The 25,429-nt window shown below is 67.3% G+C and carries 19 protein-coding genes; 9 read left to right on the top strand and 10 right to left on the bottom strand.

The genetic code is table 11. The features are described 5' to 3' along the window. Nucleotides 1-384: 384 nt before the first annotated feature. Nucleotides 385-1,419: a zinc-dependent alcohol dehydrogenase family protein gene (locus V5F59_RS19080; protein WP_393976685.1), complete on the bottom strand. Its 1,035-nt coding sequence runs from the start codon at nt 1,417-1,419 to the stop codon at nt 385-387. Nucleotides 1,420-1,721: 302 nt separating this feature from the next. Here V5F59_RS19080 and V5F59_RS19075 point away from each other — a divergent pair, with 302 nt between their 5' ends. After that, nucleotides 1,722-2,900 carry an acetyl-CoA acetyltransferase gene (locus V5F59_RS19075; RefSeq protein ID WP_393976684.1) on the top strand — a complete coding sequence of 393 codons (1,179 nt, stop codon included), beginning with the start codon at nt 1,722-1,724 and terminating at the stop codon, nt 2,898-2,900. Nucleotides 2,901-2,943: 43 nt separating this feature from the next. On the opposite strand, the gene V5F59_RS19070 is transcribed toward V5F59_RS19075, so the two are convergent. Beyond that, nucleotides 2,944-4,176 carry a CobW family GTP-binding protein gene (locus V5F59_RS19070; protein WP_393976683.1) on the bottom strand — a complete coding sequence of 411 codons (1,233 nt, stop codon included), beginning with the start codon at nt 4,174-4,176 and terminating at the stop codon, nt 2,944-2,946. 469 nt (nt 4,177-4,645) lie between these two features. Between V5F59_RS19070 and V5F59_RS19065 the strand changes: the two genes are divergently transcribed. From V5F59_RS19065 to V5F59_RS19035, 7 genes are all read left to right on the top strand, one after another. Next, on the top strand, nt 4,646-6,643 hold the full coding sequence (locus V5F59_RS19065) for a sigma-54-dependent Fis family transcriptional regulator (protein ID WP_393976682.1): 1,998 nt from the start codon (nt 4,646-4,648) through the stop codon (nt 6,641-6,643). Nucleotides 6,644-7,071: 428 nt separating this feature from the next. After that, nucleotides 7,072-9,003 carry a hydantoinase/oxoprolinase family protein gene (locus tag V5F59_RS19060; protein WP_393976681.1) on the top strand — a complete coding sequence of 644 codons (1,932 nt, stop codon included), beginning with the start codon at nt 7,072-7,074 and terminating at the stop codon, nt 9,001-9,003. Nucleotides 9,004-9,020: 17 nt separating this feature from the next. Then, on the top strand, nt 9,021-9,407 hold the full coding sequence (locus tag V5F59_RS19055; RefSeq protein WP_393976680.1) for an acetone carboxylase subunit gamma: 387 nt from the start codon (nt 9,021-9,023) through the stop codon (nt 9,405-9,407). A 118-nt stretch (nt 9,408-9,525) separates the two neighbouring features. Beyond that, complete coding sequence (locus V5F59_RS19050) at nt 9,526-11,682, top strand: hydantoinase/oxoprolinase family protein (protein ID WP_393976679.1); 2,157 nt, start codon at nt 9,526-9,528, stop codon at nt 11,680-11,682. 241 nt (nt 11,683-11,923) lie between these two features. Next, nucleotides 11,924-14,200, top strand: a complete 2,277-nt coding sequence (locus tag V5F59_RS19045) for a hydantoinase B/oxoprolinase family protein (RefSeq protein ID WP_393976678.1) — start codon at nt 11,924-11,926, stop codon at nt 14,198-14,200. Next, nucleotides 14,197-15,039 carry a hypothetical protein gene (locus tag V5F59_RS19040; RefSeq protein ID WP_393976677.1) on the top strand — a complete coding sequence of 281 codons (843 nt, stop codon included), beginning with the start codon at nt 14,197-14,199 and terminating at the stop codon, nt 15,037-15,039. The genes V5F59_RS19045 and V5F59_RS19040 overlap by 4 nt, the downstream gene beginning before the upstream one ends. A 142-nt stretch (nt 15,040-15,181) precedes the next feature. Beyond that, nucleotides 15,182-16,066, top strand: a complete 885-nt coding sequence (locus tag V5F59_RS19035; protein WP_393976676.1) for a transporter — start codon at nt 15,182-15,184, stop codon at nt 16,064-16,066. Between the two features lie 359 nt (nt 16,067-16,425). Here V5F59_RS19035 and V5F59_RS19030 read toward each other — a convergent pair whose 3' ends face one another. The 6 genes from V5F59_RS19030 to V5F59_RS19005 form a co-directional block, all read right to left on the bottom strand. Further along, nucleotides 16,426-17,364 carry an FAD:protein FMN transferase gene (locus tag V5F59_RS19030; RefSeq protein ID WP_393976675.1) on the bottom strand — a complete coding sequence of 313 codons (939 nt, stop codon included), beginning with the start codon at nt 17,362-17,364 and terminating at the stop codon, nt 16,426-16,428. Next, nucleotides 17,345-19,537 carry a PepSY domain-containing protein gene (locus tag V5F59_RS19025; protein WP_393976674.1) on the bottom strand — a complete coding sequence of 731 codons (2,193 nt, stop codon included), beginning with the start codon at nt 19,535-19,537 and terminating at the stop codon, nt 17,345-17,347. Before V5F59_RS19025 ends, V5F59_RS19030 begins: the two co-directional genes overlap by 20 nt. 17 nt (nt 19,538-19,554) lie before the next feature. Further along, nucleotides 19,555-20,025 carry a DUF2271 domain-containing protein gene (locus V5F59_RS19020; protein WP_393976673.1) on the bottom strand — a complete coding sequence of 157 codons (471 nt, stop codon included), beginning with the start codon at nt 20,023-20,025 and terminating at the stop codon, nt 19,555-19,557. 35 nt (nt 20,026-20,060) lie between these two features. Beyond that, nucleotides 20,061-20,429: a hypothetical protein gene (locus tag V5F59_RS19015; RefSeq protein WP_393976672.1), complete on the bottom strand. Its 369-nt coding sequence runs from the start codon at nt 20,427-20,429 to the stop codon at nt 20,061-20,063. An 81-nt stretch (nt 20,430-20,510) separates the two neighbouring features. Beyond that, nucleotides 20,511-21,872 (bottom strand): sensor histidine kinase, encoded by a 1,362-nt coding sequence (locus V5F59_RS19010; protein ID WP_393976671.1) that lies wholly within the window; start codon nt 21,870-21,872, stop codon nt 20,511-20,513. Next, nucleotides 21,869-22,540 carry a response regulator transcription factor gene (locus V5F59_RS19005; RefSeq protein WP_393976670.1) on the bottom strand — a complete coding sequence of 224 codons (672 nt, stop codon included), beginning with the start codon at nt 22,538-22,540 and terminating at the stop codon, nt 21,869-21,871. The genes V5F59_RS19010 and V5F59_RS19005 overlap by 4 nt, the downstream gene beginning before the upstream one ends. Before the next feature lie 95 nt (nt 22,541-22,635). Between V5F59_RS19005 and V5F59_RS19000 the strand changes: the two genes are divergently transcribed. Next, nucleotides 22,636-22,962: a PepSY domain-containing protein gene (locus V5F59_RS19000; RefSeq protein WP_393976669.1), complete on the top strand. Its 327-nt coding sequence runs from the start codon at nt 22,636-22,638 to the stop codon at nt 22,960-22,962. Nucleotides 22,963-23,420: 458 nt separating this feature from the next. On the opposite strand, the gene V5F59_RS18995 is transcribed toward V5F59_RS19000, so the two are convergent. Beyond that, on the bottom strand, nt 23,421-24,983 hold the full coding sequence (locus V5F59_RS18995) for a multicopper oxidase family protein (RefSeq protein WP_393976668.1): 1,563 nt from the start codon (nt 24,981-24,983) through the stop codon (nt 23,421-23,423). 70 nt (nt 24,984-25,053) lie between these two features. Continuing rightward, nucleotides 25,054-25,428 carry a hypothetical protein gene (locus tag V5F59_RS18990; RefSeq protein WP_509211114.1) on the bottom strand — a complete coding sequence of 125 codons (375 nt, stop codon included), beginning with the start codon at nt 25,426-25,428 and terminating at the stop codon, nt 25,054-25,056. Nucleotide 25,429 lies beyond the last annotated feature (1 nt).

Genomic DNA, 25,429 nt, shown 5'->3' with positions numbered 1-25,429 from the left:
GCGCGGCGCAGTGGGTGTCGCGCCGGAGGCGTCTTCGTGCCATCATTAAATGTGCGCGGCGGACGCACCCGCGCGGCCTCCGCCTCATGAGCACCTTTGTTCAGGTCGCCGGTGAGCCGCGGAAATGCGTTCACGGACGTCTCGCGATCGGGTCTGCCATCCCGGAACCAGATCGTCAGCTGCGCGAGGACGTCGGGACGACCGGCACTTTCCAGGCAGCGAGCTCCGAAGCCGCTTTTCGTCCTGCGTTGCCCGACTTGCGACGCGACGGGCGCGCACGGTTGGAGAACGACATGAACCTGGTCGATGTCGCCCCCTGGGCGGCATCGTCTTCGGGAGCCCGGGCCAAGGCCGGGGCTCCCGCGATGCTCCGTCGCCCTTGCGCTATCCGATGATGACCTTCAGCGCTTTCGTGTGCGCTGCGTCCTCGAACGTCTTGTAGGCATCGAGAATGTCGGCGAGCGCGAAGCGGTGGGTGATCAGCTTGCGCGGATCAAGCTTCTTGGCCTGCACCGTCTTCAGCAGCATGGGCGTCGTCACCGTGTCCACCAGGCGTGTGGTGAGCGTGATGTTGTGGGCCCACAGGCGCTCCAGGTGAAGGTCCGCCTTCGCGCCATGGACGCCCACATTGGCGATCGTGCCGCCGGGGGCCACGATGTCCTGGCACAGCACGAAGGTGGCCGGGATGCCGACCGCCTCGATGGCAGTGTCCACGCCGATGCCCCCGGTCAGGGCCTTCACCCGTTCCACCGCGTTCTCGCGGCCGCTGTTGACGGTCTGCGTCGCGCCGAAGGTGCGGGCGACCTCGAGCCGGTTGTCGTCGAGGTCGATCATGATGATCTCAGCCGGCGAATAGAATTGCGCGGTGAGGAGCGCGGCAAGGCCCACCGGCCCCGCCCCGACGATGGCCACCGAACTGCCCGGCTGCACCTTTCCGTTCAGCACGCCGCACTCGAAGCCGGTCGGCAGGATGTCGCTGAGCATGACGAGGGCTTCCTCGTCCATGCCGTCGGGGATGCGGTGCAGGGACGTGTCGGCGAAGGGGATGCGGACATATTCGGCCTGCGTCCCGTGAATGGTGTGGCCGAGCATCCAGCCGGCGACGGAGCAGTGGGAATACATGCCGCGCTTGCAGTAATCGCATCGCCCGCAGGATGAGATGCAGGAGATGAGAACATGGTCGCCCTTCTTGAAGGTGGAGACCGCTGGGCCGACGGCCTCGATCACGCCGACGCCCTCGTGGCCGAGCACTGTGCCGGGCTTAACCGTCGGAACGTCGCCCTTCAGGATGTGCAGGTCGCTTCCGCAGATGGTCGTGCGCAGGATCTTTACGACCGCGTCCGTGGGCTGCTCGATCTGCGGATCCGGAATCTCCTCAAGCGCCTTCTGGCCGGGGCCGCGATAGACTAGACCCTTCATCAAAGACCTCCCTTTTCATTGTCCTTGAGAACCCGGCATGCCGGACGGCAGCCGTGCTTTCGCGAAGCCCCCTCGGCAAGACGGATGCCACGCCGGCGATGACCGCAGCTGAGGGATTTGCACGCCATTCCGGCGGGGCGTCGGCCGATCCGCCGTCCGCATTCGCGACCATGGCGTCCGGATTTCGATCGCCCGACCGATTTCGGCCGGAGCGCGTGCGCGGTTCCGCGGCGTGCCAGGGGATGGCACATCCTCTGCAGGAAGGCGGGTGCAACGACCACGCGCCATCGGCAAGGAGCATCATGAGACGCAATAACGGGGTATCCATCGTCGGCTGGGGCCATTCGCCCTTCGGCCGGCTGGCGCATCTGGACATCGAAGCGCTCATCGCCGGGGTCTGTCATGAGGCGCTGTCCCATTCCGGCTTTCCGGCCGAGCGGATGGACGGGATCTGGCTGGGCAACCTCAACGGAGGCTTCGTGCCGGAGATCTTCTGTTCATCTTTGCCGATGAACGGCGAGCCGGGTCTGCGCTGGAAGCCGGCGACGCGCGTCGAGAATGCCTGTGCCTCCGGCGCCGGCGCTATCTTCGCCGCCTGCGACGCCATCCAGTCCGGCCGCGCGCAGCTCGCCCTCGTGGTTGGGGTCGAGAAGATGACCGCGGTCTCTGGCGAGGAGGTGACCCGCATCCTCGGCTCCGCCTCCTACGTCAAGGAGGAGGCGAGTTGCGGCAAGACTTTCCCGTCCATCTTCGGCGAGATCGCCAGCGCCTATTTCGAGCGTTATGGCGACCACTCTCGGACGCTGGCGCAGATTGCGGTGAAGAACCACGCCAACGGTGTCGCCAACCCCTTCGCCCAGATGCGCAAGGCGCTCGATTTCGATTTCTGCAACACCGTCTCGGATAAGAACCCCGTTATTGCCGGGCCGCTGCGCAAGACGGACTGCTCTTTGGTCTCGGATGGCGCGGCGGCCATCGTGCTCGCCGCGGACGACCTCCTTGGCGAGGCGCAGCGGGCGGTGCGGATCCGCGGGCGGGCGCAAGTGAATGACGTGCTGCCCCTGTCCCGGCGGGAGCCGGTGCGATTTGAGGGGCCTCGCCGTGCCTTCCAGGCGGCCTTCGCCGAGGCGGGCATCGGGGTCGATGACCTCTCCTTCGCCGAGGTGCACGACTGCTTCACCATCGCCGAGCTCCTGGCCTACGAGGCCATGGGGCTGACGCCGGAAGGGCAGGGTGCCCGGGCGCTGGAGGATGGAACGGTGGCGCGGGGCGGCCGGCTTCCGGTGAACGTCTCCGGTGGCCTGAAGGCGAAGGGCCATCCCATCGGCGCCACGGGCGTCTCCATGCACGTCCTGTCCGCCATGCAGCTTACGGGCTCCGCCGGCGACATGCAGGTGGTAGGCGCCGGCCTCGGCGGCGTGTTCAACATGGGCGGCTCGGCCGTGGCGAACTACGTGAGCATTCTCGAGCCGGTGAAATGATGCCGGCGCGCGCGGCGGCCACCACGCCGCGCGCAATGGGGCTCTAGGAAAGGGAATGCGTTCCTTTCGCCGACGCGGCCATGTCCCGTCGTGCCCCCAGCTTGAGGGGCTGGACATGCCAGCCGCCGGTCTCGAAGGTGCTGCGGCCCTGCGTCGGCATGCGCATCCCGAGCCAGCACCGCGTCGGCAGCAGGGGCGCGGTTGCGGCGGCGCGCAGGGCGGCGGTGTCGTCGGGAAGGTCCGCCAGCCGGCGGCGGATGTCGTCCATCGCAGCACTTGGCAGATCGCGGCTGATGAAGACGAGCCGCCCGCGCATGTCGAAGCGCTTGCCATCGGCCGGCCAGCGCGGCAGGCGCACCGGCGGGTAGGCGACGTGCTCCACGCACTGCACCACCACCGGCGCGCCGAGGCCGGCCACGTTCATCAAGCCCTTCACCCGCAGCAGGCGCGTCCCGTAGTCATTGAGGATCTCCCCCATCGCCACGGCGAAGCCGCGCCATGGCACCGGCCGGTCAAAGAAGCAGGTGAAGCTCTCAGCCGCCGGCCCTGCCCCATGGGGGGACGGCGGGGTGGTCCCTTCGCGCGTGGCAGCTTCGGTCTCGGCCATCCAGCGCTCCACCTCCGCGGGGCGGCTACCCGGCGCATACAGCCCGACACCAAGGATGCGGCCGGGCTCGATCTCGCCATGGCTGACGGCAAGGCGCGGAGCGGACGGATTGAGCGCTGCCAGCCGGGTATCGATCCGCTCGCGGGCGCTGCGATCGGCAAGGTCGGCTTTCGTGAGGAGGATGCGGTCGGCCATGGCCACCTGGCGGCGTGCCTCTTCCTGCCGGTCCAGTTGGTCCGCGCCCAGGCGGGTATCCAGCAGCGTCAGCACCCCATCGCAGCGGAAGCGGGCGGCAACGAAGCGCTGCTCCATGAGTGTCCAGACCACCGGCACCGGATCGGCGAGGCCGGTGGTCTCGATCACTACCCGGTGGACCTCCGGGATCTGGCGGCGAGCGAGCTTGTCATGGAGCGCTTCGAGCGCCTCCACGAGATCGCCGCGGACAGTGCAGCACACGCATCCGGATTCGAGCAGCACCATGGTCTCCCCGACCCGCTGCACCAGATGCTGGTCGATGCCGACAGCACCGAACTCGTTGATCAGCAACGCGGTGCCGGCCATATCCGGATGGGCGGCGAGGCGGTTGAGCAGCGTCGTCTTGCCGGCGCCGAGAAAGCCGGTAAGGACGGTTACTGGGATGCGCGGGTCCAGGGGAGCGCGTTCGGCCATGGTCGGTCTCGCAAGTGCCTGCGCCGGGGGCGACCAGGCGGCATCGATCCGAGCAGCAACAGGCGTGCCAGCGCGGGGAAGCCTTCGAGTGGCGGCGCGCGGGTGTCTGGAGCGTTCGATTTTCGGCCTGTGGCGCGTTCGGAAATCGAACCGTGCACGACGCCTGCCGTTGCGTCGCGAAGCGGCGAAGGCGCAGGAAGTCCTAGCGTTGGAGAGGTGTGCAGCGTGGCACGATCGATGCTAATGTGACACTTCAGGCACGTTGGCCTTGCATGCGCAGGACCGTTGCCGTTTCGCGCGAAGGAGGCCGGAGCGGGGGCGCGCCGCGGGTGCCACAAGACGGAAATCGAAGTCCGCCCATGAGGACGCAGACAACAGATCTGCCCCGGGGTGGCGCACCGGCCGGCCTTCGGGCCCAAGCCGGGGGAGGAGGAACATGCCTTCAGCACGGCCCGGACAGAAGTTCTCGGTGCCCGAGAATGACGATAAGGTCATGACGTCGTGGGAGCGTTTCCTCGGCGGCAGTGAATTCGGCTCCGACGCGCTGCGCCGGCTCGTGGATGATTCCTGGCGCCGTTGCCTCGGCCACAGCGTGGACCCGCAGCGGGCGCAGGCGCCGCCGCCCATGCGCGAGGATTCGTTGCACTCCCTGCGGGATGACTGCCGCGAGCTTCTGGAGGCAAGCCAGCCGGTGATGGCCTCGGCCCGTGAGCTTCTCGCCGAGACCGGTACAGTGATGGTCCTCACTGATGGCGCCGGTGTGATCCTCAATCTCGAGGGTGATCCGCGACTGCGCGACGCGGCGGCGAACATCCACCTGCTCTCCGGCGCCACCTGGAGCGAGATGGAGTGCGGTACCAACGCCATCGGCACCGCCATCGAGATCGGCCAGCCGGTCCAGATCCATTCGGCCGAACATTTCTGCTCCGGGATCAAGCGCTGGTCGTGCTCGGCCAACGTGATCCGCGACCCCTACGATGGTGCGATCCTCGGTGCGGTTGACGTCTCCGGACTCTCCGACACCTTCAACCGACATAGCCTCGCCCTGGTGGTGGCGACGGCGGACCGCATCGAGAACCGCCTCGCGCAGCAGGAGATGGACTTCCGGCTGCGCCTTCTGGACCACTGCATGGACCGCCTCTCGGGGTCGAGCACCGATGGCGTGATCGTGTTCGATCGCCGCGGCCGTGCGGTGAAGGCCAACGGCGCCGCAACCGATGCGCTTATCGACTTGCAGCGCGAGCGCGGCGATGTGTCGGGTGCCGACCTTTCGGGGCTCCGGCTGAACTGGCGCAAGGAGGCCCAGCTTCCGGACCGGCTGCCGCCCTGGATGCGGCGTGAATGGCTGGAGCCCATTGTCACCGATGGCGAGCGGCTCGGCATCGTCCTGCGCCTCCCGGCTCGCCGTGCCGCGCCGTCCAGGCCGTTGGGCCCGGACACCGGCGCGAAAGCGGCGGGGGGCGACGACGCCTTTTCGCGGATCATCGGTGAGGCCCCCTCCCTGCGGCATGCCATTGGCCGGGCCCGCCAGCTGGCGAAGAGCCGGGCACCGGTGCTGCTGCTTGGCGAAACCGGCGTGGGCAAGGACGTCTTCGCCCAATGCCTCCACACCGGCAGCGCCGGGCGTGACGGCGCATTCGTGGCGCTCAACTGCGGCGGCTTCTCTCGTGAGCTGTTGACGAGCGAACTGTTCGGCTATGCGGAGGGTGCCTTCACCGGCGCCCGGCGCGGCGGCATGATTGGTAAAATCGAGGCGGCCGATGGCGGTACGCTCTTCCTCGACGAGATCGGCGAGATGCCCAAGGATTTGCAGCCGCATTTCCTGCGCGTGCTGGAATCCGGCGAGGTCTATCGCATCGGCGAAACGCGGCCGCGCAAGGTGAATTTCCGCCTTGTGGCCGCCACCAACCGTGATCTGCGGCGCGAGGTGGAGGAGGGCCGCTTCCGCATGGATCTGTTCTATCGCGTCGCGGTCACCAGCATTGCTATCCCCGCTCTGCGGGAGCGCGCTGCGGATATTCCGTACCTGGCGGAGCATCTGGTGCAGGAGCTCGCCAAGCGCCAGGGCCTGTTGCCGCGCCGGCTCTCCCCGCGGGCAATCGAGGTGTTGCAGGCCTACGCCTGGCCGGGAAACGTGCGGGAGCTGCGCAATGTCATTGAGGGCATGCTCCTTGTCGCCGAGGGTGAGGAACTGAGCGAGGCGGACGTCCCTGACGAAATCTGGACGGCGCCGGACAGCGGCATCGTCCCGCTTGTTGCGCCGCCTGGTGCCGCTGAGCCCATGCGCGGCCTCACGGGCATGGAGAACGCCGAGCGCCTTGCCCTCCTCCGAGCGATGCAGGCGCACAGGGGTAATGTTACCGCGGTGGCCCGCGATCTCGGGATCGCCAAGAGCACGGTCTATGCGAAGCTCCGACGCTTCGGCCTCGAAGGCGTGGTGGAAGGGGTGCGCAAGTTCCAGATATAGCAGGTGGCCGGCACCGCCGATGCGGGTGGCACGGCCATTGCCTTAGCAAAGCGGCTTTCAAAGATCCTTCCGAAGCCTTCCTCCACGCCGCCGATTGCCATCGGCGGCGTTTTTTTGTCTGCGTGCCGATGATGCCGGTTCTCCCGCGCGTACATTGCGTCGCACAATAATGACCGATTTTCAAACACGTATTCGCAAAGACGACACGCCGATGTCCGTAGTTCTAATGCGGGTGTCGAGACGACGTTCCAGATCAAGGAATATAGAAAGAATCCTCCCCCTCCAGCTTTGGCACGTCCCTTGCAGTCTTGTCGGAAGGCATCGCGGGCCGGGCCGAAATTCGTGCGCGGAAAGCCCGCTGCGCAGTCATCCGCGAAGGTCGCCAGGTGCGACTGAAGTCGGAAAGGAAGAGGGAGGAGAAAAAGCGTATGGCCTTGCAGATCAACATCGACAACGGCGGCACGTTGACCGACATCTGTATTCTGTCGGATGACACGGTGCAGAAGACAAAAGTCCTTACGACACCGTATGATCTCAGCAAATGCTTTTTCGAGGGCTTGACCAAGGCTTCCGGCGTGCTCTACGGCGCTCCGGACGTGAAGCGGCTGCTGGAGGAGGTGGATCTCATCCGTTATTCCACCACCCAAGGCACCAATGCCATCTGCGAGCGCAAGGGCCCGCGGCTCGGCCTCATCCTCGATGCCGCGGCGCACGATCTACCCAGCCGTTTGGCTGCTCACGATCCCGAAGTTTTCGAGGCGCTTGTGGGCGACCGGATTGCATTCCTCGATGCAGCTGCCATTCGTAATGAGACGGCCGACGTGGAGGCGGTGAAGGCCATCAACGCGCTGACCGCCGCTGGCGCGAACCGTCTGGTGGTGAGCTTCGGCGGCGCCGATTTCCAAGAGCTGGAGAACCATTTCCGCCTCATCGCCCTGCGCAAGTATCCGCGCCACCTGCTTGGCGCCGTGCCGATCCTCTATGGCTCCGACCTCACCACCGATACTGACGGCGAGCGGCGCACCTGGACCGCGCTCATCAACTCCTTCCTCCACCCCTCCATGGAGGCGTTCCTCTACAACGCCGAGAACCGCCTGCGGATCTACCGCACCAAAAATCCGCTTCTCATCTTCCGCAATGACGGCGACGCCTCCCGCGTGGCCAAGACCATCGCCATCAAGACCTATTCGTCTGGCCCTCGCGGCGGCATGGAAGGCGTCAAATCCTTTTCTCGCCGCTACGGTTTCACCGACACGGTCTCGATCGACGTCGGCGGCACCACCACGGACATCGGCCAGTACACCGACGGAATGGTCGCCGAGGTGCGGCGCGGTCATGTGGAGGGCATCTCGGTCTCCTTCCCGCTGTGCGAGATTCTGAGCGCGGGCGCAGGCGGCTCCTCCATCTTCAAGGAGGTGGATGGGCGCATTGTCATCGGGCCGGAGAGCGTCGGCGCAGTCCCCGGGCCGGCCTGCTTCGGCCGCGGGGGGCGCGAGGCCACCATCACGGACGCGAGTTTGCTCATCGGCCTGCTCGACCCCGCCTCCTATTTCGGTGGCGGCATGGGGCTCGACGTGGACCGCGCTGCGGCGGCGGTCAGGGCCAGCGTCGCCACTCCGCTGGGGCTCAGCCTCGATGATGCGCTGCTGCGCATGGAATTCGCCTATGAGGAGAAGATCGCGGCGGAGTTGCACCGCTTCACGAAGATCTCCGACGAGACGGTGATGCTCGCCTTCGGCGGAGCCGGCCCGCTCAATGCTTGCGGCGTCGCGGACAAGGCGGGCATCCGCCGGGTGGCGATCCCGCAGATGGCGGCGGTGTTCTCGGCGTATGGCATCGGTGCCTGCGACATCTCCCAGCGCTACGCCGTGACCCTCTCCGATCCTGCGGCGCTTGCCGACACCATCGCTGCGCTGAAGGTGAAGGCGGCCCGCGACATGTTCGCGGAAGGCTGCGCCGAAGGTACCTACAGCATCGAGGCGCAGCTTGTCGCCGACTTCGGAGACGGGCGCACGCAGGTTCACGTTCTCGACGACGCGCCGCAGGTGCCGCCCGCCTTCGCCGGCGCGCGGACGCTCGAGGTGGAGCTGAAGGCGGTCAGGGGCCTGCGTGAGGGCGCGGAGAAGTCTGCGCGCTTCGTCCCGCGGGTCGCCGCTGTCGCTCATTCCCGGCGCAACGTGCTGGTTCGTGGCCACGGCCGCGTCGACGTGCCTGTCTATCGCCTCGCTGACCTCTCGGACGGCGACTTCGCGTCCGGACCAGCCATCCTCGAAGAAGATTATTTCACCTGCCGCGTCCCCGAGGGCTGGCAGTTCGCCATCAGCGACGCAGGCGACGTCCTGCTGACCCGCGAGGATTGAGACCCATGAAAATAGCCATGACCGAATATCTCCGCATCGACCTTAAGACGGAGAAGTGGGAATGCCGCGTGTGCGATCATGAAATCGCGCCGGCACGCGGCAATTACAAGGAAGGCCTGCTCGTCCACAATCGTGATCCGCGCGAGATTCATCCGCCGATTATCGATCCCGAGAAGTATCGCTTCACCTTCAGCCCGGATCCCGAGTGGGTACGCATCCTCGAATACTGCTGCCCCCACTGCGGCACGCAGGTCGAGACCGAATATGCCGTGCCGGGCCATCCGCCCCTCCACGATATGGAGGTGGATCTTGATGCGCTGAAGGCCCAGTGGGCCGCCCGCGGCGAGGCCGCGGCACCCTACGCCGGCCCCGCCGTGGTGCGTGACGAAGGACATGGGCACTGACCCGCACCGTCCGCGCTTCTTGACCTCTCCCCCGGCATAGCGGGGGAGAGGCGGCCTGCGCGGAACGCGCCGAACGACACAGGCGCCATGCGCCAACAAGTATCTTCAGGGAGGGGACATGAAACGCGTTTCCGTGGACATCGGCGGCACTTTCACCGACTGCTTCGTGGTCTGGGACAGGCAGTATATCGAGGCCAAGGCGCTCACCACCCACCACAATCTGGCCATGGGCTTCAATGAGGCCCTGGGCAAGGCCTGCAAGGTGCTGGGCCTGCAGCTGGAAGAAATCCTCGGCGCGGTGGACAGCGTGCGCTACGCCACCACGCTCGGCACCAACGCCCTCATCGAGCACAAGGGCCCCAAGATCGGCATGCTGGTGACGGCGGGCTATGAGGCCACCGTGCCCCTGAGCCGCGCCCGCGGCTATGGCGAAGGGCTGGACAATCTCGGCCAGCAGGACATGCCCAATGCCATGCGGCCGGATCCGCTGGTGGAGGCGCACATGATCCGTGGCGTGCGCGAGCGGCTCGATTTCCAGGGGCGGCTCGTCATGCCCCTCGACGAGGAGGATGTGCGCGCCCAGATCCGCGAGCTGGTGGATCGCGGCGCCCAGATCATCGTGGTTGCCCTGGTGAACGCGGTGGTCAACCCTTCCCACGAGCAGCGCATCGAAGAGATCATCCTGGAGGAATACCCCTCGCATCTCCTCGGTGCCATTCCGGTTATCCTCTCCCATCAAGTGGCTGGACGCAAAGGAGAATATGTTCGGGCGACCTCCGCGATCGTGGACGGCTATCTGCACTCCACCATGTACCACGCGCTCTCGGCGCTGGAGCAGAACCTGCGCGCCCACCGCTATGAGAAGCCCATGCTGGTGATCCACAATTCCGGCGGCATGGCGCAGCTCAACTCCACCGATGCGCTGCAGACTATCCATTCCGGCCCCGTTTCCGGCATTGGCGCCTCCGAGCATCTCGCCATGCTCACGGGGCTCGGCAATGTGGTGGCGACCGACATGGGCGGCACCAGCTACGACATCGGCATCGTGGTGGATGGCGGCGTGAAGCATTATGACTTCAATCCCGTTATCGATCGCTGGCTGGTCTCGGTCCCCATGGTGCACCTGGTGACGCTCGGTGCGGGCGGCGGCTCCATCGCCTCCTACGATCGCATGTACAAGACCGTGAAGTGCGGCCCCGAAAGCGCCGGCTCGGACCCCGGACCCGCCTGCTACGACCGTGGCGGCCTGCGGCCGACCGTGACCGACGCCGACCTCGTGCTCGGCTATCTCGACCCGGCCAATTATGCGGGGGGCTCCATTCCCCTCAATCCCCGGCGGGCGAAGGCTGCGATCGAGGATGCGCTGTGTGACGAGCTCGACTGCTCGGTGATCGAGGCGGCGCTGCTCATCCGCGAGAAGGTGGACGACAACATGGCCAACGGGCTCTTCACCGAGCTGCGCGCCCGCGGCTACGATCCCAAAGACTTCACCATGCTCGCTTATGGTGGCAACGGCCCTCTGCACTGCTGCGGGATCGCTCAGAACCTCAACATCGACCGCATTCTGGCGCCGCCACTGTCTTCCGTGTTCTCGGCAGTGGGCGCGGGCAACATGCACCAGCTCCATATCCACGAGCAGTCGCTTTACATGGTGCTGTATGATTCCAATACACGCGCTGTCTTTGATGACTACGACCGGTTCAATGCCATCGTCGCCGAACTGAAAGAGAGGGGCACGCAGGACCTCGTGCGCCAGGGCGTGCCGATGGAAGATATTCTCCACAGCCTCGAACTGGACATGCGCTATGGCAACCAACTGGTCCAGACCACCGCGGTGATCGAGAAGCACGAGGTGCACGGCCCTGCGGATGTGCTGGCCATCATCTCCCAATTCTCCGCCGATTACGGCAAGCGCTTCGGCGAGGGCTCGCAGGCGCCGGAAGCGGGCATCCGCATCAACACCATCCGGGTGGCAGCCTATGTGCGCCTCGAAACCGTGCAGTTCGAGGACATCAAGCCGGTTCCGGACAGCGCACGCAAGGCCCCGCCGCCGCCCGCATCCGCGCGTCTGTGCCATTTTGTCGGCCAGAGCGGACCGCTGGAGACGCCGGTGTGGAGCCGCGCCGACATCGAGCCCGGGGTCCAGATCGAGGGGCCGGCCATCGTCGCCTCGGAGGTGACCACCTTCCTGGTCAACCCGGGCTGGACCTTCGTGGCGGCCAAGCAGGGCGCTTCCTGGTTCCTGCGCGCCAAGGCACCCGCCATCACGCACTGAGCGAACGGCGCCGGAGGCCGCGAGCTGCGGCTTCCGGTCCGTCATCGACCGGCGCGTCCCGGTCAGCCATGCCCGGCGAACGGGAGCAGGCGTGCCGGCGCAGCGCACGTGGCTCGGGGTGGACGGCCGATACACGCCCGGCATGACGGGGGACTCCAGTCTGCCGGGCCGCGATCCCGCCAACATTCCGCGCATGGCGCCAATATGCTGTGATCACATACATATTTCGGAGGGAAACCCCATGAACGATATGAGCAACACCAGCCGGGGCAAGCTGCCTAGCGCCGAGGAAATCTCCCTCATCCAGAAGTTCCTGAACGACACGACCCTGTTTCTCGGGCCCGATCCCGAGATCATGCAGAACCACGACCTCATGCCGCGCTCGGCGGACGAGGAGGTGGCCATCTCCAAGGCCTCTGACGCCCACACCATCGCCAAGATCCGCGACCGTATTCAGGCCGGTTGCGACGAAGGCTACGAAATGGTCGAGCAGATGGGCGCCGCTCCCGGTGCCAAGTGGGGGGATGTCATCACCGGCGTATACTCAGCCTCGGGAGATCTCGCGATCGCTTCCGCCGGCGGCGTGCTGATTTTTTCTGCCCTTGTCCACCACCCCATCAAATTCATCATCAAGAACTGGATCAACGATCCGACCGTGGGGGTCCGCGAGGGTGACGGTTTCATTCACAACGACTCGCGATACGGGAACGTGCATAACACCGACCAGTCGATGATCCTGCCCATCTTCCACAGGGGCAAGCTCGTGTGCTGGGTCGCCTCCACGGTTCACGAGGGAGAGAACGGGGCCATCGAGCCGGGCGGCATGCCCTCCATGGCAGAGAGCCCCTCCGACGAGGGCCTCAAGATGTCGCCCTTCCGCGTTGTCGAGAATTACCAGATCAAGCGGGACATCCTCACCTTCCTGCAGAATTCAGTGCGCGAGCCGAAGCTTCAGTATGAGGACATGAAGGTCAAGCTCTTCGCCTGCCTGCGCATCAAGCAGCGCATCGAGGAGACGCTGAATGCCGACGGGCCCGAAGCGCTTATCTCCACCCTGCGGCTGACTATGGAGAACGTGCGCGCCGAGGTGAAGCGTCGCATCTCCGAGTGGCCGGACATGACGGTGCGCACCTATATTATCCAGGACTCGACACTGCGCGAGAATTGCGTGGTGAAGATCAACTGCAAGCTCACCAAGACCGGCGACCGGCTAATCTTCGATTTCCGGGGGTCTGCGCCGGAATTCACCAACCGCGCCACCAACACCATCGTCGCCGGCCTGAAAGGCATGCTGGCGCAGGTGTTCCTGTGCTATGTCTGGCCGGACCTGCCGCGTGGCCAGGCGGCGTTCGCGCCCATCGAGGTCATCACCGACCCGAATTCCATCGTCAACTGCTCTTACGACGCGCCCAACTCCCAGAGCCTGATGTCCATCTTCACGGGCTTCACGGCGGGGCAGCATGCGGTGGCGAAGTTCCTTTATTCCTGCCCGGAGAAGTTCACGAAGGTCCATGCCCCGACCTTCAACATGATCAACACCTTCATCTGGGGCGGCGTCTCTCAGCACGGCGAGACGCTGGGCAATCTCTGCGCCGATCTCAATGGCATGGGCGCGGGTGCAACGGTCGACCGGGACGGCGAGCATGCGCTCGCTCCCATCTTCGCGACAATGGCCGATATCGGCGAGCAGGAGCTCAATGAAGAAGAGGTCCCGTTTCTTCAGCTTGTTTCCAAGAAGATGACACGGGATGCCATCGCTCCGGGAAAATACCGCGGTGGCCAAGGTTACACCATGATGGTGGCGACCAAGGACAGCGAGCAGTGGGGTTTCATGACTGTCTGTCAGGGCGCGAAGATCCCGCCGCTCCAGGGCCTGTTCGGCGGCTATGCCTGCGGGGCTTACCCGCTTTCCAAGGTGAAGGGGGTGGATGTTTACGACGTGCTGCTCAATACGCCTGAAAAGTTCAAGCATTCCATCGAGGAGATCATGAACGATCAGCCCTTTGAAGGCGCCTCGTACACCACCCACCATATGGGCATGGGCTTCGAGATATCGAAGCGCGGCGAGCTGTTCATGATTTCCCAAGGGGCGGGCGCAGGCTACGGTGATCTGCTCGAGCGCGATCCAAGCGGCGTCATCAAAGACATCGAGGAGGGCCTTATCTCTCCGCCCGTCGCGGCGCGGCTCTACAAGGTCGTGTTCGATCCCGAGACCCTCGCCATCGATGAGAAGGCGACCGAGGAAGCCCGTGCCGCCGAGCGCCGCGCCCGCATCGCCCGCTCCACGCCCTATGCAGAGTTCGTGAAGACTTGGAGCAAGCCCACGCCCCCGTCGCACCTGCAGTATTTCGGCGCCTGGGGCGATGATGTCTCGACCCTCTACATGGGGGGCGCGGACAAGACCCGCGACGCCGATGTGCCGCGACCCAACTACATGCCGCATCCCAAGGACGTGCGCATCGCCGAGCTGGAGGCGCGCCTTGCCAGCCTCGGGGCGATGGGGGGCGAGAAGCAATGAGCCCGCGCCTCGTGGACGACCTGCCGCGGCCGTCGGGGGTGCCCGGCCTCAGGGTCTGGTTGAAGTCGTCGGGCTATGCCCGGCGCCTTCTTCTGGGGGCGTCGGGCGACCCGTGGGAGAGCGCGCCGCGCTACCTTTCCTTCTTCACCCAGGCCCATGGCCTGCTGCGGCCGGACGTTGGCGTGGTGGACGTTGGCGATCTCTTCCGCTCCTGGGTGGCGCGACATCCCGCCTTGAAAGGGGAATTGGCAGCCAAGTCCCGGCCCGCCTTTCCCCTCAAGCGCATGCTGGAGGAGGAGGGGCCCCGCCGGCTGCTGGCGGAGGTCGTGGAGGCGGTGGCCGCGAGCCTGCGCGGGCAGACGCCATTGGTGCTGGCCATGCCCGCACCGCGTCGCTGGCTCGCCGAGGCCTTGTCGCTGGCCGGGCGGGCGCAGGTCGATCTCGACACCGATACGGTCGAAAGTGCCGCCATGTACATGGCGGACCTGATGCGGGTTGTCGCGGCCCTTCCCATCGGCGGGCTGCTCCTGGAGGAGGATCGGGCCGCCGAAGACGGGGACCTGGAGGCGTGTCGGCCACTCGTGAACGTCGCCCGGCACTACCGCTGGGGCCTGGCCCTGCGCGGCGAGGGGACGCGCCCCGTGGCGGAGTTCGACACGCTCATTGGCGCGGCTCCGCCGGAGAGCGGGGATTTCGCCTTCGGCCTCGACGTGAGCCAGGACCTGTGGAGCGGCGCGCCCCTCGCTGAGCTCGGCCCCGGTCAGTTCTACTTCACGGAGATTCCGGAAGGCGCGGAACCTGAAGCCGTGCTCCAGCAACTATCCCGGCTCAGGGGCTGAGGGCTGCGCTGCCCCTAATGGATCGGGCCGCGGCCATCCGCGGTCCGGCGCACGATGTGGCGCCCTGCCAACGGCCAGTTGGCGCGGACGGCGGCGGAGACGTGAGCTGCCCTGTCAAATGAATAACCATCCAGGAGGAAACATGATCCGCTCGTTCAAAAGCGCCGTCCTTGCCGCCTTCTGTGCGTCGTTCTCCATCAGCGCTGCCATGGCGGCCGATGTGAATTCAGGCGACTACCTGCCTGCGCCCGCGGGAACCAATCTTCTGGTCTTCTACAGCCAGTATGCGACGCGCGACGAATATGTCAGCACGTCGGGGCAGACTTTCTCCAGCGGCACTGGCCTCGATTCTTACGTCGATATCCTGCGCTATGTGCATTATTTCGATATCGCAGGCTTCACCGTCGCGCCCCAGGTTCTGATCCCGGCCGGGACACTCTACAACGGACGGATCGCGGGCTCCTCGCTGGATGCTGCCGCCGGCCTCGGCGATCCCATCCTCGCGACGACGGTCTGGGTGGTGAATAACAAGGCCACTCAGACCTATATTGGCGTCATGCCCTATCTTTTTATTCCGCTCGGCCAATACAGCGCGGGGGAAGCTCTCAACCTGGGGGAGAACCGCTGGAAGCTCGACCTTCAGGCCGGCTGGTATCAGGGCCTTGCGGGTGGGTTTGCGCTGCAGCTCACAGGGGACGTCATCTGGTATGGCGACAACACCAAGGCGGGAAGCGGCACGCAGACCCTGTCGCAGGATCCCACCTACCAGTTCCAGGCCTGGCTCTCCTATGCCTTCGCCCCCACCTGGTCCGCCGCCGCCGGCTATTCCCAATTCTGGGGCGGAACCGAGTATCTTGCCGGGGTCCCCACTGGTAACGCGACCGAGCGCACGCAAGTGCGGTTCGAGTTGTCCAAGTTCATCACGCCGACCTTCCAGGTGCTGGGTCTGGTCCAGCGCGATGTCGCGGCCTCGGGAGGCTTTCCGGAGGCCTTCCGCGGCACGGTGCGCCTGTTGCAGGTCTTTTAGCCTGGGCGGGCTTTCTCCATGCTCCGGGGAAGGGTCGATGCCGCCGGGCTGAATCCGGCCTGGCGGTTCAAGTCCCTTGCAGATCCCGAGCTCGATGGAGCGCCGACCTTGCATTCGCGCAGTGCGTCGGTCGAACGCCAGCCGTGAGGAGAGCCATCAGGCGCTCCGAGAACCCGACCTGCTCCTATTCAACCCGTCAGAAGGGCGATTGACCGACCAGATGAAGCCGCGCGCCGGTTTCGTCTGATCGGATCGCGCTCAAGCGGTAGGGGAGTTCTGGCTTCAGGCGTCCTTGCAGCGTGAATGTCCATGCCGGCCCGCCCCGCCGCCACTGCGCGGCTGGCGTCGCCCGTCATGACTCATGGCCACGTCGCCACTACCTCCCCATCCGTTCGCACGAACAGCGCCGCGAGGCCGAGGCGGCGAGCGAGCGCGGGGCCCTCGCTCGCCCCGTGCACCATCAGCGCCGTGGCCCAGGCATCCGCAGCCATGCAGGTCTCGGTGAGCACGGTGACGGAGGCAAGGTCGTTCTCCAGCGGCGCGCCGCGTCGCGGATCCATGGTGTGCGAGAGCCTGCGCCCCGCCACCTCGATCTGGTGGCGATAGCTGCCTGAGGTGGCGACGGCGGCTCCGGACAGCTCCAGCACGCCGAGAATCTCCCGCTCCCCCTGGGTGGGCTTTTCGTGGGCGACGGTCCAGGGCCGGCCATCGGGCTTCGTCCCTTCGGCTCGCATCTCGCCGTCGATGCCCACGAGCCACGAGGACAGGCCTGCCTCCCTCATCTCCCGCGCCAGCTCGTCCACGCCGAAACCCTTGGCGATGCCGGAGAGGTCGAGCCGAAGCGGTGCCAGCCGGCGCGCGCGACAGCCTGCTGGATCGAGCTGAAGTGTCTTCGGCGGTTCGAACGAGGGGCGGCCGGCGAGCATCGCGATGCACCCGCTGTCGGGCATGCGCGCACCGCCGCCGAAGCCCCAGGCCCGGACCAGATCGCCCACGCCGATGTCGAACGCCCCCTGCGACAGGCGGCCGATCTCCAGCGCGGTGGCCAGGACATGCGCAAGCTGGTGGGGGATCTCCACCCAGAGGCCGATCGGCGCGGCGTTGAGCCGCTCGAGATCGGACGCCGGCCGCCAAGTGGACATCTGCTGCTCCACCCGGTCGACGGCGCTCTGGAGGCGGCTGGTCAGCGCCGTCTCGTCCACATCGCCGCCGGCGTGGAACAGGACCGACCAGCGCGAGCCCATGGCGGGGCCGCTCAGGGCGCGGCGACGGAGCGCCTCAGTAGACATCTTCCACATAGCGTCCACACGATTTGAGGGTGGAAAGCTCGAGGCCGAGCGGGCGCACCACCGGCTCGAAGGCACGGGTCACGGCGTCGGCCATGTCGCGGCCACCGCACACCAGGATCTGCGCGCCCTGTCTCACCAGCTCCCGCAGGCGTGGCGCATCGGCGGCGATCCGGTCCTGGACATAGGCGCCCCCTTCGACATCTCGCGAGAAGGCGGTCTTGAGGGAGGTCAGGCGCCGTTCCGCCAGATGCTGGGCCAGCTCGTGCTCATAGAGGAAATCGGAGGCGGCGCTGCGCCCGCCCCAGTAAAGATGCATGGGCCGTCCCGCCATATTGGCGCGCACGAAGCCGGCAAGCGGGCCGATGCCGGCCCCGGCACCGATGAGGATCAGTGGCGCGCGCCCCGCTGCGGGGCGGAACGTCGGATTCTCGCGAATGAAGGCGTTGATTCCGCCACCAATGGCCAAGGCATGCAGGAAGGTGGAGCATCGCCCGCCTTCGCGCCGCCGCACGCAGATCTCCAGCACCCCGTCGCGGGTGGACGAGGCGAGTGAATAGAAGCGCGGCATGGTATCCCCCGGCGGCACGATGCCCACCAGATCGCCAGCCTCGAAGGTCGGCAGGCGGCCGGGCGCGCCGGTGCGCGGGTCGAGCGGGGCCTGAAAACGCAGGATCGCCACCGGCGTGCCCACCGCCTCGCCATAAAGCTCACGCCCGGCGAGCACCAGCGGCAGGGTCTTCGGCGGCTCGGCCACGTGGGAGAGCTTGAGGTCGTGCCCCAGCGCAGCACCGAGGTCTTGCCCCCATTGGGCAAACTCCTGAGGCGAGCGCCGGTCCACCCGCTTCATGGGTAAAAGGCGCGGGCACCCTTTCGCCTCCAGCGCGTCGGCGACCTGCTGGGCGAACCGGCAGAAGTGCGGGAAGTTGCGATCGCCGAAACCCAGCACCGCCACTGATGGATGGCCGTCCAGGCGCGCGAGCCGGGACAGGAAGCTGTTGGCCGAGGCCGGAGCACCGCCCTCGCCATAGGTGGCTGTGAGGATCACAAGCCGGTCGGCAGCAAGATGCGCCGTGCTCACCTCGTTCATGGCGGCGATGTGCACCCGGTGCCCGGCAGCGGTGAGCGCCGCACGCAGGGTGCCGGCGAAACCCCAGGTGGAATTGCCTTCGCTGCCCACGAGGATCACGGTGTCGGCGCTCCCCACGGGCGCATTCGCCGCGATGCGCGGACGGGCCGCTCGCCGGCGCGCCCACATGACGATGCCAGTGGCCCCCAGCACTGGCACCGCGGCCGAGGCGAGGCCCAGCAGCAGGCCGAGCAGCCAGGCGCCGCGCCCGGTGTGAAGGGTGCGGATGACATCATTGACCCGCTCCAGCGTCGTGGCCGGGGTGAATGCCAGAGCCGTGCCGGTGGTGGCGTCGATCTGCAGCTCGCCTGCAGCGGTGCGCAAGGTGAAGATGTCGGTGGGGTCCGAGGGATCGGGGAAGCTGAGTTCACGCAGGTCCGCCAGCGGGGCGGACCGCAGCGCGGCGAGCGTGCCCACTGGCGCCGGCGCGCCGCTGCTTGCTGAGACGGTGGTCGCGATCCCCTGCGCCTCGGGGATGAGGCCGAAGGTGCCGGCGGACATCCAAAGGCCCGTGAGCGACGAAAGCACGAGGCCGGCTACCGCCAGCCGGCCCAGCTCGCCATGCCAGCGCTGGGCCGGCGTGCCGCGGATGGGCCGCAGAAGCGCGCCCGCGCCACCGAGCCGGCGGGCGAGCAGTGCCATGCCGGACACGCTCAGTACCAGCATGACCAGCGCGCCGACCCCGGCCGCTGCCCGGCCCGCGTCGCCGGCCAGGAATGAGCGGTGCAGATTGGTGATGAGGCGCGTGGTCTCGGACACCTGATAGGGCCCCAACCCCGCGCCGGTGGCCGGATCGACCCGCTCCACGCCGCGTGCTCCGCCATCGTCGAAGGCGACCGCGATGCTGCCATCCGGCCGCTGGCGGATGGTGCTGATGCCCGGGTGGCGCGCGGCGACCTGCGCCGCGAGGCCCGCGACGCTGGTGTCCGCAGGCACCGCGGGCGCCGCCGCGCGGTCCAGCGCCGGCCGAACCGAGAGCGCGGCGCCGGTGACGGCGGCCACCGTGAGGCCGAGCGCCAGCACGACGCCCGGCAGCCCGTGAAGACGGCGCAGCATGATGATATCCGTTTCGGTCAGAAGGTGACGGTGAGGGACTTGACGTAGCCCTTGCCGGCGAACGGCTTGCCGGATGCGGCGGAATCGAGCGGCACAACGACCTCTGAAGGGTTGTCCTGGCCGTCCTCGACGGCGGTGTCCACATGCACCTGGTAGCCGGCGCCGATCATGGCGTCGGCCAGGTCGAGGCTGATCTTCAGCGTCTTGCCGGAGCCGATGCTGGCGCCGGTGATGCCGTCGATCTCGGTCGCCCGCCCGCCGGAGGCGCGGTGCCAGTCGGAAAGGTGACGGTAGTATTTCGCCTTGCCGCCAGCCATCCACAAGGTGCCCTTGTATGCCCCGGCGGCGTCGGTGACGTAGAGCACCACATAGGCGCCATTGCCGCCGTAATTCTTCAGTGTGGTCTCGAAGGTGACGGGTCCCGCTTCGGCGAGGGTGGGGGCCACCAGTGCTGCGGTGGCGGCCATGGCGGGGAGAGTGAATTTCATCGGTCGGCTCCTGGACGGGAAAGACGGGGAGGGGCTCACTGCACCTCGACCTTGGGCCGGGCGTTGCCCTTGAAGAGGCCGTTGTCCGGCACCGGCGCGTTGGGATCGGCGGGGCCGGCCTGGGGCGTGGCGCTCCGGCCGCCGCGGGCGCCGTCATCGTCGTCATCATCATCGTCGTCGTCATCGTCCTCGCGGTGGCGGCGGTCGCGCGCGCCATCGCGTTTGTGCTCGGACTTTGATTCCGCAATGTGCATCGCGCCGCTGGCCGGTCCTGCCGCATCCCGCCGCTCGTGCCGCTCGGCACCGAAGAGATCGAGGGAATGGAGTTCCGACGCTGCCAAGGCGATGCCGATGCCCGTGGTGGACAAGAGAAGAGCCGCCCCGATCAGGGTACGCGTTTTCATGGATGCCTCCCGGCTGGTGTTGACCGGGTCCACCTTCGTGCGCGTACCTGACGGCGACCTGAAACGGGAGCAAAATCGCGTTCAGCTTCCCGTCAGGATCGGGGCCGGAAAGCGCACAGTGACCTGGAAGCCGTCCGCCGTCCCCGGAATCGGCGAGGCGAGATCGAGCCTCAGCCCGGCGCCACGGCACACGGCGGCGGCGATGGCGAGGCCCAGGCCGGAGCCTTCCGCCTGGGTTGGTCCGCGCTCGAACGGGCGCAGCAGCGCCGCCAGCCGGTCGGCAGGTACAACGGGGCCGAGATTGGAGACCTCGAAGCCGTTATCGCTCAGCCTGACGTGAACGGGGGTGTCGGCTGCGCCGTGCTTCAGGGCGTTCTCGATGAGATTGCGGGCGAGGATGGCGAAGGCGTCCGGGTCGAGATCGCTCATCGGGCCGTCGTCCGGCGGGATCGCCACCACAAGGTCGACGCCCCGGTCGGTCTGGCGGTCGAGCTCCGCGATCACATGGCGCAGCACCGGGCCGAGCGGCGCCGGATGCTCGGCCAGAAGACCTCCACCTTCGGCCTTCGCCAGTTGCAGCAGCTTTTCGGAGAGGCGGGACAGGCGCCGAAGCGCGCTGGCCACGTCCCGCGCCCGCTGGCGGGTGGCGCCTTCGGGCAGCTCGGCCAGCAGGCGCTGGGTCTGCGCCAGAGCGGCGGCGATGGGGGTTCTGAGCTCGTGGGCGCTGTTGGCGGTGAAGCCCCGCTCTGCCTCCAACGCCCCGCGCAGGCGCTCCATCAGCGCGTTGACCGAGGCGGCGACGCTCGCCATCTCCTCTGGCAGGCCATCGGCCTCAACGGGGGTGAGATTGCCGCGGCCGCGTGCGGCGATGGCCTGGCGGAACGCGAGCACCGGCTTGAGCGACAGCCGGACCGAGAGCCAGACGCCGGCGAGCGCGATGGGCACCAGGGCGACGAGGGGCCAGATCAACGCAACGACCGCCCTCCGCACTGCTGCGGCGCGGTGGCCGAGCTCCTCCGCCGTGGTAACCACGATGGTGCCGCGCACCGCCGCTTCGGTGTAGGTGCGCAGCCGATCGGTGGTGCGGAAGCCCGGGGCAAGGCCCGGCGGGATCGCCATCAGCTCCGCGTCGCTGGACTGGAGCAGCACGCGCCCCTGGCCGTCGCGCACCACATAGGAGATGTATTCCCGATGCGGCCCTATGGGCGCCATATGCTGGGGAGCATCCCCAGCATCGCGGGAGAGCAGCTCGGAATAAGCGAGCGGCAGCACCCGCTGCGCCACCTCCTGCAGCGCGCTGTCGAACACCTCGTCGACCTCGTGCTGAAGCACCAGTCCCGCCATCGTGGCGGCGGCGAGCCACAGGGCTGCGACCGAGGCCGCGAGCCACAGCCCGAGGCGTCGGCGCAGGCTCCACCGGTGGGACTGGCGCGGGCGGTTCACGCCGCCGCCCCCGGTGTGCCGAGGCGATAGCCCATGCCGCGCACCGTCTCGATCACGTCGGCGCCAAGCTTCTTGCGCAGGCGCGCGATATAGACCTCGATGGTGTTGCTCTCCACCTCCGCATCGAAGGAGTAGAGCCGTTCCTCCAGCTGCGGCTTCGACATGAGCTGGTGCGGCCGCTGCACGAACGCCTCGAACAGGGACCATTCCCGGGCGGTGAGCGCCACCGGCCGCCCCGCCCGCCGCACCGAGCGGGCGGCGAGGTCCACCTCGATGTCGCCGAGGGTGACAAGCGGGTTGGGATTGCCCGCGTAGCGCCGGCCCACGGCGCGGATGCGGGCGCTGAGCTCGAACAGGTCGAACGGCTTCACCAGATAGTCGTCGGCCCCGGCGTCGAGGGCGGCGATGCGATCGGAGATCTGGTCGCGCGCGGTCAGCACCATGACGGGCGTCACGTCCCCCGCGGCCCGCATCTGCTTCAGGAAGTCGGAGCCACGGCCGTCCGGAAGCATGAGGTCGAGCAGGACAAGCTCGAAGACGGCGGCATGGAGCGCGGCGACAGCCTCGTCGAGCCGCGTCACCCAATCGGCCGAATGTCCGTCCGCGACCAGCTGATCACGCACCGCCATGCCCAGAATGGGATCGTCTTCGACCAGCAGGACACGCATCTGTCACCTCGGCGCGGGGCATGCCATCTTAACGTGGCCGGTTGATCATGGGGCGGCAGAATTGGCCCCGGCGTTCAGGTGGGCGTCAGCTCCGCATGCTTCATCTCAGCGCTCGGCGTGCGGCAGGAGAGCGCAAGGTGAAGAGGACATGGTTTGCAGGCTGCCTGCTCGTCGCCTGTATCGCCGCAGGGCCGGCGGCGGCCGACAGCGACTGCAATGTGCCGCTCGCCGATTGGCAACCCCGCGAAGTGCTCCAGAAGAAGCTCGAGGCGGAAGGATGGACCGTTCTGTCCATCCGTTCCGATGATGGCTGCTACAAGGTCTTGGCCACAAACACCCAGGGCGGGCGCCTGAAGGCCAAGTACGATCCGGCCAGCCTTGAGCGCATCCGTCATGGGCGGGATGGCAGGGACGACGACTGAGATAGTCAGATGGATGAGCTGTCTTCCACGCCATTTCGCATTTCGGGGTCAATTGTTTCCTCAGTCACGCTTCCGAGCCGCGCTGGTTCGTCGGATCGCTCGAAAAGGGACCGATCCCGCGCAAAGGCCGAGCCGAGAGGCCTGCACTGATCCGACCATGCCCCTTCAGGCTGCAGTTCCTCTTCACGGGCCTACGGGGTGAGGAAGGCTTCGCTGAAATGCGCGAGGGGAAGACGATACCAATGACCACGCCGCTCTACGGTGAACGGCCGAGATGCCTGATATCCGGGAGGCGCACCGGTGGAGGCTGCTGGTGCCGGTAACTCCGACGGATCTGTCCTCGACACCGAAAACCGCGCGAGAACACCCGGAATGAGGGCGACCCAGAAGGCGGCCCCCATCCGCTGCCCATCATTCCACGGCGGGGCGTGACAGCTTTTGCCCTCCCGCTGGCCGGCTCAGGCCACCTTCACCACCGCCATCATGCCGGTGGCCATGTGATAGAGGTGGTGGCAGTGGAGGAACCATTCTCCCTTCGGCCCGGCGTCGAAGGCGATGGTCACCGGCATGTGCGGCGGCACCATCACCGTGTCGCGCACCGCTCCGGAGAAGCGCCGCCCGCCGATGCCCACCACCTGGAAATGGTGGCCATGCAGATGCATGGGATGGTTCATGGTGGTGGGGTTCATGAAGGTCATCTCAACCCGCTCGCCGGGGCTGACGACGAACGGTGCGGCCTCTGCATAGGTGCGGCCGTTGATGGTCCAGCGGTAGCCCGCCTCCTCGCCGAGCATGATGGGGAAGGCCTTGTCGGCCTTGCGCGCCGCGAGCGGCTTTCCGGCGGACAGGCGCGCTTCGAACGCGAGGTCGAGAAGGCCCTGCGCCCGGTCGGCGGTCTCGGCAATGCGCGCGACGGAAGCCCCGGCCGTGGCCAGGACGAGGCCGGTGCGGCGCGGCGAGGCTTCCACCTGCGCCAGCACGGGGAAGGCGCCGCCGCTCGCCGGAATATCGACGAGAAGGTCGATCCGCTGACCCTGGGCCATGGGGAACGCCTCCGCCTCGATGGGGGCGCACGGAGAGCCGTCCACGGCGATACAGCGGGGCTTCAGGCCGGGCACGGAGATGAAGAAGGCGGTGGCGGTGCCGCCGTTGATGATCCGCAGCCGCACACGGCCGCCCTTCTCCACCTGGACCACCTCCGGATCAGCGAGGGTGCGGCGGTTGGCGAGGAAGGCGTCGTAATCAACGTCGTTGGCGTGCGCCATCATGCCGCCCATGCCGCCATCCATACCGTGACCGGCACCGCTCATCCCGTTCCCCGGCATCCCGGTCCCAGACATGCCGCCTCCGGACATCCCGCCGCCCATCGCTCCCATGCCGGTCATGCCGTGTCCGGAATGGTCCATGCCGGACATCGCCATGCCGGTCGTGCCCTGCATCTGCTGGCCCATGCCGTGGGCGCCGTGGCCCCCCTGAGCGCCCGCGCCGCCGAGGCCGGCGAGGATCTCCTCCGGAGTGCGGAAGGAGAAGTCGTGCAGCATCACCACCACGTCCTGCGCATCGCCCGCATCGGCCTCGCGGGTGACGAGGGGGGCGGCGAGCAGCTGCTGTTCGTTGAGCGTGTGGGAATGCATCCAGTGGGTGCCCGGGGTGAGCAGGAAGTCCACCCGGTCGGTGCCGCCGGGGGCGAGCTCGCCGCCATCGGGGCGGGCGCGGTCCTGGTCCGCCGGGGCGAAGACCTGGCCGTGCCAGTGCATCACCGCGGGAGCCTGCGAAGCGTTGAGCACCGCGCTAGTCAGGCGATCCCCCTCCTTTGCGAAGATGCCTTCTCCGGTGGGGCCTTTCACGGCGAAGACCTTCGCCGCCTTGCCGTTCACGTCGAGGGTGACGCTTTCCACGGTGAGCAGCGGGGCGGCGAGGACGCGGCTCCACCCGCCGGAGACGGCGAGTGCGCCTGCGGCGGCACCGCCCGCCAGGAAGGTGCGGCGGGAGAGGGAGGACAGGAGCATCGGTCGGGTCATGGTCAGCCTCTTGGTCAGCGTCTTGGGCGCGTCGTCGGGCAGACGGGGCGAGCCGGGAGATCAGCTGTTTTCAGTATTTGGCCTGGGCGGAGGAGCCGTCAGGAGCCGTGATCTGGACGGCGCCCTTCACCCCCTTGGGGATCGCCACGGGGGCCGTTCCGGAAAGCTGGTTGCCGCCGGCAGGGGAAAGGGGGAAGCGCTGGGCCTTGCCGTCCACCACCAGGATGGCGTTGGCCTTGAAGCCGTCAGCCGGAACCGGCTTGTCGGAGCCGTCGCTGAGATAGAGGGAGACGGTGGGCGTGCCGTCGGCCGCCAGCTCTGCGTGATAATGCCCGGCATCCACCCTCACCCCGCCGTGTGCGCCGGTGCCGGGCTCGTGCGCGAGCAGGGGCGTCGCGAGAAGGGGGAGAGCGAAAACGACAGGCGCAAAGCGGCGCAGGATCATG

Origin of the sequence: Xanthobacter nonsaccharivorans (genome assembly GCF_043194755.2) — a bacterium.
GTDB classification, from domain to species: Bacteria; Pseudomonadota; Alphaproteobacteria; order Rhizobiales; family Xanthobacteraceae; genus Xanthobacter; species Xanthobacter autotrophicus_G.
The sequence above is the reverse complement of the archived record's forward strand: the minus strand, read 5'-3'. Positions and strand labels throughout refer to the sequence as shown.